This window comes from Acidovorax sp. 22279 (genome assembly GCF_052045435.1).
Classification (GTDB): Bacteria; Pseudomonadota; Gammaproteobacteria; order Burkholderiales; family Burkholderiaceae_C; genus Acidovorax; species Acidovorax delafieldii.
Genome location: NZ_JBQEOV010000005.1, coordinates 180,620 through 193,082 on the forward strand (window position 1 = coordinate 180,620; position 12,463 = coordinate 193,082).

A 12,463-nucleotide genomic window follows, 5' to 3' on the forward strand; every position below is an offset into this window, starting at 1 on the left:
TTTGGCCGCTGCGACAGACTGCGGGTGCGCCTCAGATCGCCAGCGGGTCCACATCCACCAGCCAGCGGATCAGCCCCTTGTGCTCCGGCTGGCTGCGCGTGGCTTGCAATATCGGCTGCCATGCGGCCAGAAAGCGCTGCAGGGTGGTGCGGCTGCTGCTTTCCATCAGCATCTGGGCGCGCTCCACATTGGCGACGCGCTGGATCGTGAGCGGCACGGGCGGGAACAGGATCACCGTGCCGTCGGGCAAGCCTGGCAACTGCGCGGCGTGGGCGGCGGCGGTGGCCGCAGTCAGAAAGCCCTGCGCCACCTCCTGCGTGCGCGCATCGGCACGCACCAGTGCCTGGTATGAGAACGGCGGCATGGCGGCCTCTTCGCGCTCCTTGAGCTGCTGGGCGGCAAAAGCTTCGTAGTCGTGCTTGCGCAGCGCCTCGAACACAGCGTGCTGGGGGTGAAAACTCTGCACCCACATCTCGGGCTGCGTGCCATGCACCGCTTGTGCGGCCATGTAGGCGGCGTCGCGCCCGGCGCGGCCCGCTGCCTGCATCAGCAGTGCAAACAGCCGCTCGGCGGCGCGGAAGTCGCTGCTGAACAGCGCGCCGTCGGGCTGCACCGCAGCCACCAGCGTGATGCGCCGAAAGTCGTGCCCCTTGGCAATCATCTGCGTGCCCACCAGCACATCCACCTCGCCAGAATGCACCTGCGCCAGCTGGGCCTCCAGCGCGCCCTTGGCCTTGGTAGTGTCGGCGTCGATGCGGGCGATGCGGGCGGGCGTGCGGTCGGGCCGCAGCACCTCCCGCAGCAGCGTGCCGAGCTGCTCCTCCAGCTGCTCGGTGCCCTTGCCCATGGGGTGGATGTCGGGGCTGCCGCAGGCCGGGCAATGAAATGGCACGCGCACCGTGTGGCCGCAGTGGTGGCAGCGCAGGGTGCGGTCGGTCTTGTGGAACACCTGGTGCGCGCTGCAGTGCGGGCAGTCGCTCTTCCAGCCGCAGTCCACGCAGTGCAGCACGGGCGCGTAGCCCCGGCGGTTCAGCAAGATCATGCTCTGCTCGCCACGCGCCACGCGTTCGGTAATGGCCTGCAGCAGCGGCGCGCTGAACACGGTGCGGCGGGGCTGCTGGTTCATGTCCACCCGGCGCACACGGGCCAGGGCACCGGCGCCAATGCGGCTGGGCATGTGCAGCCGCACGTAGCGGCCACCTTCTGGGTCTTCGGCCGTGGCCGGGCGGCTGGCGTACCAGCTCTCCAGCGACGGCGTGGCGGAGCCCAGGATCACCTTAGCGCCCTGCTCGCGCCCGCGCCAGATGGCCAGGTCGCGGGCCGAATAGCGCGCGCCCTCCTGCTGCTTGTAGCTGGGGTCGTGCTCTTCATCCACCACGATGAGCTTTAGGCCGGGCAGGCTGGCGAACACCGCCATGCGTGTGCCCAGCACGATGCGCGCGCTGCCGCTGTGCGCGGCCAGCCAGCTGGCCAGGCGTTGCGGGTTGGTCATGCCGCTGTGCAGCGACGCCACGGCACCGGGGCCGAAGCGCGGAGCGAAGCGGCCTGCAAAGCGCTCTTCCAGCTGGGGCGTGAGGTTGATCTCGGGCACCATGACCAGCGCCTGGGCGGTGGGGTCGGCCTCCAGCATCTCTTGCACGCAACGCAGATAGACCTCGGTCTTGCCACTGCCGGTGCTGCCAAACAGCAGGAAAGGCCCATTTTCTGAGGAAATTCGGGCCCTGGCGCTTTCTTGTTCTGCGCTGAGTGCTATGTTTTCAATAGTGCGTGAGGTATCTCCTGCGCCCTTGGCCGGGCGCCGCAGCCGCCGTGCCAACTGCTCGGGGCGCAGGTCGCGCAGTTGCGGGGGCAGGGCCGCCAGGGCCACCTCGCCCAAGGCGCGCTGGTAGTAGCGTGCTGCAAACCCCACCAGACGGCGCCAGGACGCATCCAGGGGCGCCACGCCCTCCAGCACACCTGCAATGGGACGCAGCGTGGCGCCATCGGGCAGCTCACCGGGGGCTTCGTCGGCGTCCCACACCACGCCCAGCACCTCGCGCGTGCCCAAGGGCACCCGCACCAGCGTACCCGGTGAGAGCGGGCGCTCACTGGCGTAGCTCAGAAGGTCGCCGACTCCGCTGTGCGATGGCGTCTGCAGGGCAACGTGGACGAGGGAGAGGGACATAGACACGAGCTATGGAGGAGAAATAGGCTTAGTGCGCGTTGTGGATGTGATCTGGAGCTTTGGCGGCTAAGTGCTTGATTTGCCGTGGGTGTGTGAGTAATCCCGGATTTCTGTGGATAACTTTGTTGACATCCTGTCCCGACCCCCGCCCAAGCCGCATGAATGCTGGCTGCGAACAGATTGCCCGGAAATACAGCAATCCAAAAAAATCGTTATGAATCAATCATCTGAAGAAATTTGCCCCGGATTTTTGTGCTAAGCCGATTCAGCGTCTCCATGTTGCGCTGCATCACGTTTTGTGTGCATAAGTCGGACAGCAGGACTTCGTCAAGAGGACAGGTTGCCCCCTTTTTGTGCTAGCGGCGTGAGCCTATGTTCATGCATTTCTTCGATATGGCCTGCAAGTACTTGATTTGACAGGGGATTTGTAAGAAATTCAGAATTTCTGTGGATAACTTTGTTGATATCCCTTGGGTTTGGTCCGCAAGTCCTTGTCAATTCGTGCTTTGGCTGGATTGCCTGTCAAAAAAGCAGGGGATTTAACGCCATATAAATCAAGCACTTAGCGTCGTGATGAGGTTTGTTTGCAAGTTGCCGTACGAAGTCGCGCCGGGTGCGAGGATGCTCCAATTTTGTGCATAAGTGCGCTGGCGGGGACGCCGGATCTGCTGCGAAATGCCCGGGGATTGTCGCAGGGCCCGGAGTGTCTGGCGTTCTTGGTGTCACAGCGGTCCATGTCGCTTTGCTTCAAGACGGCGTGGCGACTTGTGGCGACGATGCCGCCATGGCTACTTACTCTTCTTCCCCCATGGCAGATGCGCCCACCATGGAGCGCGACGGTTTTGTGCTGGCCCGGCTGGATGAGGTGGTGCAGGCGGCACGCACCGACAGCCTGTGGTTCATGACCTTCGGGCTGGCGTGCTGCGCGGTCGAGATGATGCATGCCGCCATGGCGCGCTACGACCTGGACCGGTTTGGCATCATCCCGCGCTCCAGCCCCCGCCATAGCGACCTGATGATCGTCGCCGGCACCCTGACCAACAAGATGGCGCCCGCCATCCGCAAGGTCTACGACCAGATGCCCGAGCCGCGCTACGTGATCTCCATGGGCTCATGCGCCAACGGCGGTGGCTACTACCACTACAGCTACTCGGTGGTGCGGGGTTGTGACCGCATCGTGCCCGTGGATGTGTATGTGCCCGGCTGCCCGCCCACGGCCGAGGCGCTGCTCTACGGCATCCTGCAGCTGCAGGCCAAGATCAAGCGGCCCCAGGTGATCCAGCGGTAATCGGCAGTCTCCAGCGGGCGGCGGCTTCAACTGCGCCGCAGCAGCCAGTCCGCATCGTCGCCCGGCCGCCGGGTGTGGGCCTTCAGCGCTGCGGGGGGCTTTTCGAACAGGGCGCGCGCCTCGCGGCTGAAATGCGCCTGGTCGGCGTAGCCATGGCGCAGCGCGGCATCGAGGGCACCGGCGTTGCCGTCGCGCATGGCCAGCAGGGCATGTTCGGCGCGCAGCATGCGTTCGATCTCGCCAGGCCGCAGGCCCGCCAGCTGCCGGGTGCGTCGCTGCAGGTGCCGGGGCGTCCAGTCCAGCGCAGAGGCCAGGGCCTGGCGTGCGCCGCGCTGCCAAGCCTGGTGCAACACCTGCAACCAGGCAGCATGCCGGTCGGCCACGACCGCCCAGCGTGGGGTGAGGAAGTCCACGCACAGCGCCTGACGCACCCCATGGTCGGGCGCCGCGTGGACGGCCGCGAGGAAAGGGTGCCAGGCCCCGGGCAGCCAGGTCGTTGCGTCCGTGACCCGGTCGGTCAGCGGCGCAAGGTCCTGCCCAGTGAGCAGCCCCAGCGCGCCGGGCTGGAACGCCAGGCAGAACGAATCACCATCAAGGGAGGAGACCGAGTGGTAAGGATGTCGGTGGGCGCCCGACAGCGTGATGGCCGGCATAGCCGCTGCCGTGGCGGCGCCCGCACATTCCACGAGCTGGGCCGTGCCCCGCGTGAGCCAGATGATGCCGGGGTAGGGGCTGGGCGGCACGCGCGTGTCCGCCGGGGTGTGGGGCGGCTGGCGGCCCAGGTCGCGCCAGAAAAAGGCGCGCACGCAGTCTGCGAGCGCGCCGGGTGGGGATTGCAGGGCCGAGGCGGGCAGTGCCTGCGGGCCAGTGGGGGACTCCGCTGGCGGCGGTACGGGCTGTTCCGTTGCCATCACCTGGTCCCTGCGCGGCGTGCCGGGCGGTCTGGATGCCTCGCCCGGGGTGTCAGCCCTGGCGCTGCGCGCGCGAGTGGCTGTGCACAGCCTCCACCAATGCCGCCACATGCTCGGGCGGGGTGAACTGGCTGATGCCGTGGCCCAGGTTGAAGATGTGCGTAGGGCCGGTGGTGTTGCGGTCGGTGTGGGGCTTGCCAAAGCTGTCGAGCACGGCATGCACCTGGGTGACGATCTGCGCAGGCGGCGCAAACAGCACGTTGGGGTCGATGTTGCCCTGCAGCGCCTTGCCGGGGCCGCTCACCTGGCCGCCGACGATGGTGCGCGCCTTGCCCAGGTTGGCCGTCCAGTCCAGGCCCAGCACCTCGCAGTCGATGTCTTTCATGTCCTCCAGCCAGATGCCACCGCCTTTGGTGAAGACGATGCGCGGCACATCGGTGCCATCCACGCCGGTGCGCTTGAGCTGTGCCAGTACGCGCTTGGTGTAAGCCAGGCTGAACTCCTGGAAGGCACCGTCGGCCAGCACGCCGCCCCAGCTGTCAAAAATCATTACGGCCTGTGCGCCCGCGTCGATCTGGGCGTTGAGGTATGCGGCCACGCTGTCGGCATTGATGGCCAGGATGCGGTGCATCAGGTCGGGGCGCGCGTACATCAGGCTCTTGACCAGGCGGTAGTCGTCCGATCCCTTGCCCTCGACCATGTAGCAGGCCAGTGTCCAGGGGCTGCCCGAGAAGCCGATCAAAGGAACACGCCCATTGAGGGCCTTGCGGATGCTGGTGACGGCGTCGAACACGTAGCGCAGCTTGTCCATATCGGGCACGGCCAGCTCGGCCACGGCCGCTTCGTCGCGCATCACTTTGGCAAAGCGCGGGCCTTCGCCCTCGGCAAAGGACAGGCCCAGGCCCATGGCGTCGGGCACGGTCAGGATGTCACTGAACAGGATGGCGGCGTCGAGTGGGAAACGCTCCAGCGGCTGCAAGGTCACTTCGGTGGCGTACTGGACATTGGTAGCCAGGCCCATGAAGCTGCCCGCCTGGGCGCGCGTGGCCTTGTACTCCGGCAGATAGCGCCCCGCCTGGCGCATGAGCCACAGGGGCGTGTAGTCGGTGGCCTGGCGGCGGCAGGCACGCAGGAAGGTGTCGTTGGCAAGGGGGGCGAAGGTCATGGTGCGATTGTCGCAGGCCGACCGCCGGCCTCGGCACCCGATCCGGCTGCGGAAATTGACGCGCATCAAGCCGAAACCACGACGGGTCGGCTCAAGGGCATCTATCGCTCTGCAATGTAGTGCGACATCCGCACGACTTCGCCCGGCGCCAAAAACGCACGCACTTCGGTCTCCAGGGCTTGGTCGGCCATGGTGGCGCGGGCGCGCTGGTGCAAGTAGTCGGCCCAGGACTCGACGATGAAGCGCTCCACATAGCGCGATGGCTCGCCCAGGTCTTTGTAGATGCGCCAGAAGGTGGCGCCGTCGCGGCGGCGCGGGGCCTTCATGCGGCTGATGGTGTCGAGGAAGGCAGCATCGGTGCCGGGGGCGATGCGGTAGCCCACTTCCACGGCCACGGGCCCCGCTTCGGGCAGGGGCTCGGCCTCGATGAAAAGTTCGTCCCAGGGCGTGGCCTGGGTCACCTCGTGCAGCGCGCCCATGCGCAGCGGCATGGGGCGGGCCAGCAGCAGGCCCGCGCCCATCAGCGCTGCGGCCACACACAGGGTGGGCATGAGTCCGATCAGGTCCGAGGACGCGCCCCAGAAGGCCGAGCCCATCGCAAACGCGCCCAGCGCCGCCACCATGTGCATGGCCACGGCGCGCGAGCGCACCCACTGCGGGGCGCTGGCCTGGGTGGCGGTGTTGAAGGTAGACATGGCCGACATCCAGGCAGCGCCCGCGAACAGCATGGCGATGTACACCACCCAGGCGATGTGCGTCAGCGCCGCCACCAGCATGGCCACCGCAAACACCACACCACCGGCGCCGACGATGGCCTCCAGCCCAAAACGCGCGCGCAGCCGCCCCAGCACCAGGCCGACCGCCACGGCGCCCGTGCCCAAGCAGCCCATGAGCAGACCAAAACCCTGTGCACCCGTGCCGAGCTGGCGCTGCGCAATCACCGGCAGCAGCGCCCACAGGGCCGAGCCCGCTGCGCTGAAGGCCATCACGCGCACCAGTTGCGCGAGGATCATGCGCGAGTGCCAGGCAAAGCGCAGGCCGCTCAGAGTGCCGCCCCACAGGCGTTCGGCGGGCAGCTTGGAGGGCGGGTGCGCCTTGGGCGGCCAGCGGCGGATGGACTCCCACATCACCAGCGTGGTGGTCACCGTGACGGCAAAGACCCAGCCCGCGCCCAGCTGCGCAAACACCAGGCCCGCCATCGTGGGCCCCACAGCGCGCGCGGCGTTGTAGGCAATGCTCACGGCGGTGATGGCCTGGGGCCATTCGTCGCGCGGCACGGGGTCGATGACCGACGAGTTCCACGCGGGTGTGAGCACTGCCGTGCAGCACCCGCAGATGAACACCAGAAACAGCACCGACGCCGGGCCACTCCAGCCCCCCAGCGTCAGCAGCGTGAGCAAGGCGCACGCCCCGGCCTGCGCCAGCAGTGCGCCCGATATCAACCGGCGCCGGTCGGTCGTGTCTGCCAGCACGCCGGCAGGGAGGGCCAGCAAAAACATGGGCATGAACACCGCCGTCTGCACCAGAGCAGCCAGGAATGACGAACCCGTGAGTTCCACCATGAGCCAGGCCGCCGCCATGCTCTGCATGCCGCTGCCCACAAAAAAGATGCCGCCGCAAATCCACAGGCCCCTGAACGCGGGTTGGCGCAAGGGGCTCCACAAAGAGGTCGAGTGCTGGGACATGGAGGGTGGGCGTTGGGTGTGCGTGGGCCGTTGTGGGACGTGGGGAGCGCGGGTGCGCCGTGGGCGGGTGGCTCAGGGCGGGTTTGAGGATATCGCCGGTTCCCCGTTTTGGGGCAACTCCATTCTGCAAACCCCCTCAATCCACATGCCGCCCGCCCCGCAGCCGATAGGTGCGCGGCACGTCGGTGCGGGTGGCGACCAGCGTCTCGGCACGCTGCTGCATGTCGGCCAGGGTCTGGTCCAGCCCAGCCACCGCCTCGGCACTGAGGCCCGCCAGCAGCTCCTGGTTGAGCGCCTTGACCTGCGGAAACATCTCGTCGTGCACGGTCTGGCCCGCCGCTGTGAGCGACAGCCGGGCCTGGCGCCGGTCGCCGGGCATGGCGTCGCGGGTGATGAGCTTCTTGGCTAGCAGCGAGGTGATGGCGCGCGAGGTGCGCGCCCGGTCCAACCCGAGGCGTTGGGCCAGCTCGGCCGGGGGCATGCCGGGGTGCTGCGCCAGCATCATCATCAGCCCCCACTCGCGGCGGGTGATGCCGTAGCCGCCTTCGCACAGCCGCACCACCAGACTGCCCGCCACCGCGATCAGGCGGTTGAGGCGGTACATCAGCAGGTCGTTGGCGGCCTGCGGGTGGGCCAGCCGGTGGCCGGGTGCGGCGGGTGGGTTCGGGGCCGGGGCAGGCATCAAAGTATTTACGGGCAATGATTGATTAGATCAATTGATTGTGTGCCCAATACATTGCGCCCATCAACCCGGGCAGCCCTGCTGCCGGGCCCGTCTGCCCACGCTGGAGAAACCGATCATGTGGAAACCCCTTGCCACCTCTGCCCTGACCGCCGTGCTGGCCCTGTGCGCCACCCTGGCGCATGCCCAGGACACCCCGCTGCGCATCGTGGTGGGCTATGCCCCCGGCGGCGCGACCGACCGCGTGGCCCGCATCGTGGCCGACAAGCTGGGCAGCAAGCTCGGTACGCCCGTCATCGTGGAGAACAAGACCGGCGCGGGCGGCCGCCTGTCGGCCCAGGCTGTCAAAGCCGCGCCCGCTAACCAGCCCACGCTGCTGCTGGCCAACCCCGCCGTGATGCTGGTGGCACCCCTGGTGTTCCCCGATGCGGGCTACGACCCGGAGCGCGACTTCCGCCCTGTGAGCCATGTCAACAGCTATGAATTTGGCGTGGCCGTGGGCAGTGCCGTGCCGGTCAAGGAACTGCCGCACCTCATGGCGTGGCTGCGCGCCAACCCCGACAAGGCCAACTTCGGCGTGCCTGCCACGGGCAGCCTGCCGCACTTTTTTGGCCTGATGGTGGGCGACGCCGCCAAGGTGCGCGCCGAGGTGGTGGGCTACCGGGGCTCGGCGCCGCTGCTCAACGACCTGCTGGGCGGCCAGGTGCCCGTGGCGTTCGACACGTTTGACAGCCTGCTGCCCCAGCACGAGGCCGGCAAGATCCGCATCCTGGCCGTGTCGAGCGCCAAGCGCAGCCCGCTCGATGCAAAGATTCCCACCTTCAAGGAAAGCGGCATGGACCTGGCCGCCACTGGCTGGAACACCTTCTTTGCCCCGATGAGCATGCCCAAGGCCCAGGCCGAACGTTTGTCCGGTTTGATCGTGGAGGTGATGAAAGACCCGGACACGCAGCGCAAGTTCGAGACCGCCAAGATGGAGCCCGTGGTGGCGACCATGGCGCAAACCGAGGCCATGCTCAAGGCCTACCGCGCGCAATGGGCGCCGGTCGTGCAGCGCTCGGGCTTCAAACCATAGCAAGGAAGCCCCCCTGAGCGGCTGCGCCGCTTCCCCCGGAGGGGGACGGCGGCCTCGCTGCGGGGCGGCCCTTGCTTGCCGCCCCCGCCTCGGCCGCGCCTGTCGCGAAGACTGCGCGCCATGTTGAGTGAAACTGGATTTCGAGATGACCCTACCACCCCGCCCCAACATCATCTTCATCGTCGCCGACGACCTCGGCTATGCAGACCTGGGCTGCTACGGTGGGCGCGACGCGGCGTTCGGCCCCGTGTCGCCGGTGCTTGACCAGCTGGCGGCCAATGGCCTCAAGCTCACGCAGGGCTACTCCAATTCCCCCGTGTGCTCGCCCACGCGCTTTGCGCTGATGACGGCGCGCTACCAGTACCGCCTGCGCGGCGCTGCCGAGGAACCCATCAACAGCAAGAGCCGGGGCAGCACCACGCTGGGCCTGCCGCCCGAGCACCCCACACTGCCCTCGCTGCTGCGCGCAGCGGGCTACCGCACGGCGCTGATGGGCAAATGGCACCTGGGCTACCCGCCCGCGTTCGGGCCGCTGCGCTCGGGCTACGAAGAGTTCTTCGGTCCCATGTCGGGCGGGGTGGACTACTTCACCCACTGCAGCTCCAACGGCACGCACGACCTGTACCTGGGCGACGAGGAAAAGCAGCAGGATGGCTACCTCACCGACCTCATCACCGACCACGCGCTCGACTACGTGCAGCGCATGGCGCCGGGCGCGCAGGCGGGCACGCCGTTCTTCTTGAGCCTACACTACACCGCGCCCCACTGGCCGTGGGAGACGCGTGATGACGAGGCGCTGGCGCAGGAGGTCAAGGGCAACCTGTTTCATCTGCACGGCGGCAACATCGAGACCTACCGCCGCATGATCCACCACATGGACGAGGGCATCGGCCGCATCATGGCGCTGCTGGAGGCCAAGGGCCTGGCGCGCGACACGCTGGTGGTGTTCACCAGCGACAACGGTGGCGAGCGCTTCTCGGACAACTGGCCGCTGGTCGGCGGCAAGATGGACCTGACCGAAGGCGGCATCCGCGTGCCCTGGATTGCCCACTGGCCTGCGGTGATAGCCCCCGGCGGCGTGAGCGCGCAGACCTGTATGACCATGGACTGGTCGGCCACCATGCTCGACGCCGCAGAGGCCTGCGCGCATGTGGCCTACCCGCTGGACGGCCGCACGCTGATGCCGCTGCTGCGCGATGCCAACGTGATCGACGAGCCCTCGCTGTTCTGGCGCATGAACCACCGGGGCCAGCGCGCCATGCGCCAGGGCGTGTGGAAGTACCTGCGGGTGGATGGCAACGACTACCTGTTCAATCTGGCCGACGATGAACGTGAGCGCGCCAACCGCGCGCCCGTGGAGCCAGAACGCCTGCAGACCATGCGCGCCGCGTGGGAGGCGTGGAATGTGTCCATGCCCGCCATTCCTGACGATGCCACGGTGAGCCTGGGGTACTCGGTGAAGGACATGCCGCAGCGCTGAGCCTGGCGGGCAAGCCGTCAGGGGAGTGGTTGGGCGTGCTTGCCCTGTTGCCTGCCCGGCCCGCTTGCCGGTAGATTGGGCGCCATGCCCGCCGCTCCCGCGCCTTCGTCCCCCGCTGCTCTGCGCCAGTGGACCACCGACGTGGTGGCGCCGCCCGCGCGCCTGGACTACTGGGTGGGCGCGATCTGCGAGGCGTTTCTGGAGATGGACTGCAGCTCCCGCGAGGCGCCGCTGTTTGGCGGGGAACTGCAAAGCCTGCCGGTGGAGACGCTGTCCATCAACCGCGTGCGGGCCTCCACCCAGGATGTGTTTCGCACACCCGCCGGCATTGCGCGCAGCCGCCAGCTGCCTTTCTACCTGATCGGCCAGGCCGAGACCGCGTGGCATGTGCGCCAGGATGGCCATGTGGCCCATCTGCGCCCGGGCGATGTGGTGCTGCTGGATTCGGCACGGCCTTACGAACTGCACTTTCCCGAAGGTGTGCACTGCGTGTCGCTGCAGCTGCCGCGCGCCTGGGTGGGGCAGTGGCTGCAGCAGGCCGAGGCGCCCGGGCCGCGCGTGGCCTGGCGCGACCGGGGCTGGGGCCAGAGCCTGGGCGCGCTGGCCGTGCAGCTGGCACGTGACCCGGCCTCGGCGCAGGCCCTTCCCCCAGCATTGCTGTCCGACCACCTGGGCGCGTTGTTGTGCGCTGCGCTGGAGCCGCCTCTTTCACCGGCCCCCACGGCGGCGCGCAGCCTGCACGCCCATCTGTGTGCGCTGCTGCGTGCGCGCATTGACCAGCCGGGCCTCTCGGCCCCGGCGCTGGCGCAGGAGGCGGGTGTGTCGCTGCGCACCCTGCACCGGGCGTTTGCGGCACAGGGCCACACCTTTGCGGGCGCGTTGCGCCAACTGCGCCTGGCGCGGGCGGGCGAGCTGCTGCGCCGCCCCCAGCTGGCCCATGTGGCCGTGGGCGAGATCGGGCGGCGCTGCGGCTTTGCCGACGCTTCGCATTTCGCACGCGCCTTCCAGCGGGCCATGGGGGTATCGCCCGCGCAGTGGCGGCGCGGCGGCTGATTCCGTCTCCCCATCCTCCGTGTCGTTGGGGCTTCGTCCTGCCGCGCTACACGGCGGTGAAGCTTTTGGCACATCCAGCACAGCCGGCTGGCACGCGCAGGCCATTCCGTGCCACCGGGTGTTTCTAAGGTAGCGGCAGGGCGGATTGCCCGGTCCTGCAACACAACCCCAAGGAGACACACATGCCGGATACCTATGTCCTGGTCCATGGCGCATGGCACACCGGTGCCGAGATGGAAGCCACCGCCACGCACCTGCGGGCGCGCGGCCACACCGTGCACTGCCCCACGCTCGCGGGCAACAACCCCGGCGACAACCGCGCGGCCACGGGCCTGGCCGATGCGGTGGATTCGCTGGCGGCCTTCATCGACAGCCAGGGCCTGACCGACGTGCGGCTGGTGGGCCACAGCTATGGCGGCATGGTCATCAGCCACGTGCCCGCGCGCCTGCCCGGGCGCATCCGCCGCCTGGTGTACTGGAACGCCTTCGTGCCGCAGCCGGGCGAGTGCCTGAACGACCTGGTGCCACCCCACTACCGCGCGCTGTTCGACCAGGTGGCAGCCAGCAACGGCAATGCCGTGATGCTGCCGTACCCCATCTGGCGCGAGGCCTTCATCAACGATGCCGACGAGGCCCTGGCGCAAAGCACCTATGCGCTGCTCAATCCCCACCCCTATCGCACCTTCACCGAACCGGCGCAGCTGCCCGTGCCGATGGCCGCGCTGGAGGTGGGCAAGAGCTACCTCAACGCGCAGCAGGACACCGCGCTGCCCCACAGCCTGCCCTGGCACCCGCGCCTGTCGGAGCGGCTGGGTTTGTTCCGCCTGGTGGAGTGCCCGGGCAGCCACGAACTGTGCTTTTCCGACCCGGCGTCGGCGGCGCTGCACATCGAGCGGGCAGGGCGCGACTGACGGGCCTGCGAGGGCATTGCGCCAGCTTTTTGCGTCTTTTAGGCCCCAA

At 68.1% G+C, this 12,463-nt stretch carries 10 protein-coding genes; 5 read left to right on the top strand and 5 right to left on the bottom strand.

From position 1 onward, the window contains the following. Window positions 1–31: 31 nt before the first annotated feature. Window positions 32–2,164, bottom strand: a complete 2,133-nt coding sequence (priA, locus tag ACTJKQ_RS08850) for a replication restart helicase PriA (protein ID WP_440596615.1) — start codon at window positions 2,162–2,164, stop codon at window positions 32–34. Window positions 2,165–2,990: 826 nt separating this feature from the next. Here priA and ACTJKQ_RS08855 point away from each other — a divergent pair. Next, window positions 2,991–3,452, top strand: a complete 462-nt coding sequence (locus tag ACTJKQ_RS08855; protein WP_369817519.1) for a NuoB/complex I 20 kDa subunit family protein — start codon at window positions 2,991–2,993, stop codon at window positions 3,450–3,452. 26 nt (window positions 3,453–3,478) lie between these two features. Here the strand turns inward: ACTJKQ_RS08855 and ACTJKQ_RS08860 are convergent, their stop codons facing one another. From ACTJKQ_RS08860 to ACTJKQ_RS08875, 4 genes are all read right to left on the bottom strand, one after another. Further along, window positions 3,479–4,363 (bottom strand): helix-turn-helix domain-containing protein, encoded by an 885-nt coding sequence (locus ACTJKQ_RS08860; RefSeq protein ID WP_440596616.1) that lies wholly within the window; start codon window positions 4,361–4,363, stop codon window positions 3,479–3,481. 52 nt (window positions 4,364–4,415) lie between these two features. Further along, a complete protein-coding gene (gene hemE, locus ACTJKQ_RS08865) occupies window positions 4,416–5,528 on the bottom strand; it encodes a uroporphyrinogen decarboxylase (protein WP_440596617.1) in 1,113 nt (370 codons plus the stop codon). A gap of 101 nt (window positions 5,529–5,629) precedes the next feature. Continuing rightward, window positions 5,630–7,213: an MFS transporter gene (locus tag ACTJKQ_RS08870; RefSeq protein ID WP_099729143.1), complete on the bottom strand. Its 1,584-nt coding sequence runs from the start codon at window positions 7,211–7,213 to the stop codon at window positions 5,630–5,632. Window positions 7,214–7,349: 136 nt separating this feature from the next. Beyond that, window positions 7,350–7,895: a MarR family winged helix-turn-helix transcriptional regulator gene (locus tag ACTJKQ_RS08875; protein ID WP_440596618.1), complete on the bottom strand. Its 546-nt coding sequence runs from the start codon at window positions 7,893–7,895 to the stop codon at window positions 7,350–7,352. Window positions 7,896–8,013: 118 nt separating this feature from the next. Between ACTJKQ_RS08875 and ACTJKQ_RS08880 the strand changes: the two genes are divergently transcribed. The 4 genes from ACTJKQ_RS08880 (at window position 8,014) to ACTJKQ_RS08895 (ending at window position 12,414) form a co-directional block, all read left to right on the top strand. After that, the gene (locus ACTJKQ_RS08880) at window positions 8,014–8,970 is read left to right on the top strand and encodes a tripartite tricarboxylate transporter substrate-binding protein (RefSeq protein ID WP_440596619.1); all 957 of its coding nucleotides are present in this window, start codon (window positions 8,014–8,016) and stop codon (window positions 8,968–8,970) included. Window positions 8,971–9,115: 145 nt separating this feature from the next. Then, entirely contained in the window at window positions 9,116–10,450 is a 1,335-nt protein-coding gene (locus tag ACTJKQ_RS08885; protein ID WP_440596620.1) for a sulfatase family protein, read from the top strand. An 84-nt stretch (window positions 10,451–10,534) separates the two neighbouring features. Next, window positions 10,535–11,503, top strand: coding sequence for a helix-turn-helix domain-containing protein (locus tag ACTJKQ_RS08890; protein ID WP_440596621.1), 969 nt, complete (start codon window positions 10,535–10,537; stop codon window positions 11,501–11,503). 182 nt (window positions 11,504–11,685) lie between these two features. Continuing rightward, complete coding sequence (locus tag ACTJKQ_RS08895; RefSeq protein ID WP_440596622.1) at window positions 11,686–12,414, top strand: alpha/beta fold hydrolase; 729 nt, start codon at window positions 11,686–11,688, stop codon at window positions 12,412–12,414. The last annotated feature ends 49 nt before the right edge of the window (window positions 12,415–12,463 follow it).

What these genes read in the sequence shown, in the direction of transcription:
- ACTJKQ_RS08885 (WP_440596620.1), top strand. Translation starts at nt 9,116, where the DNA reads ATGACCCTACCACCCCGCCCCAACATCATCTTCATCGTCGCCGACGAC.
- ACTJKQ_RS08860 (WP_440596616.1), bottom strand. Translation starts at nt 4,363, where the DNA reads ATGGCAACGGAACAGCCCGTACCGCCGCCAGCGGAGTCCCCCACTGGC.
- ACTJKQ_RS08895 (WP_440596622.1), top strand. Translation starts at nt 11,686, where the DNA reads ATGCCGGATACCTATGTCCTGGTCCATGGCGCATGGCACACCGGTGCC.
- ACTJKQ_RS08880 (WP_440596619.1), top strand. Translation starts at nt 8,014, where the DNA reads ATGTGGAAACCCCTTGCCACCTCTGCCCTGACCGCCGTGCTGGCCCTG.
- ACTJKQ_RS08875 (WP_440596618.1), bottom strand. Translation starts at nt 7,895, where the DNA reads ATGCCTGCCCCGGCCCCGAACCCACCCGCCGCACCCGGCCACCGGCTG.
- hemE (WP_440596617.1), bottom strand. Translation starts at nt 5,528, where the DNA reads ATGACCTTCGCCCCCCTTGCCAACGACACCTTCCTGCGTGCCTGCCGC.
- priA (WP_440596615.1), bottom strand. Translation starts at nt 2,164, where the DNA reads ATGTCCCTCTCCCTCGTCCACGTTGCCCTGCAGACGCCATCGCACAGC.
- ACTJKQ_RS08855 (WP_369817519.1), top strand. Translation starts at nt 2,991, where the DNA reads ATGGAGCGCGACGGTTTTGTGCTGGCCCGGCTGGATGAGGTGGTGCAG.
- ACTJKQ_RS08870 (WP_099729143.1), bottom strand. Translation starts at nt 7,213, where the DNA reads ATGTCCCAGCACTCGACCTCTTTGTGGAGCCCCTTGCGCCAACCCGCG.
- ACTJKQ_RS08890 (WP_440596621.1), top strand. Translation starts at nt 10,535, where the DNA reads ATGCCCGCCGCTCCCGCGCCTTCGTCCCCCGCTGCTCTGCGCCAGTGG.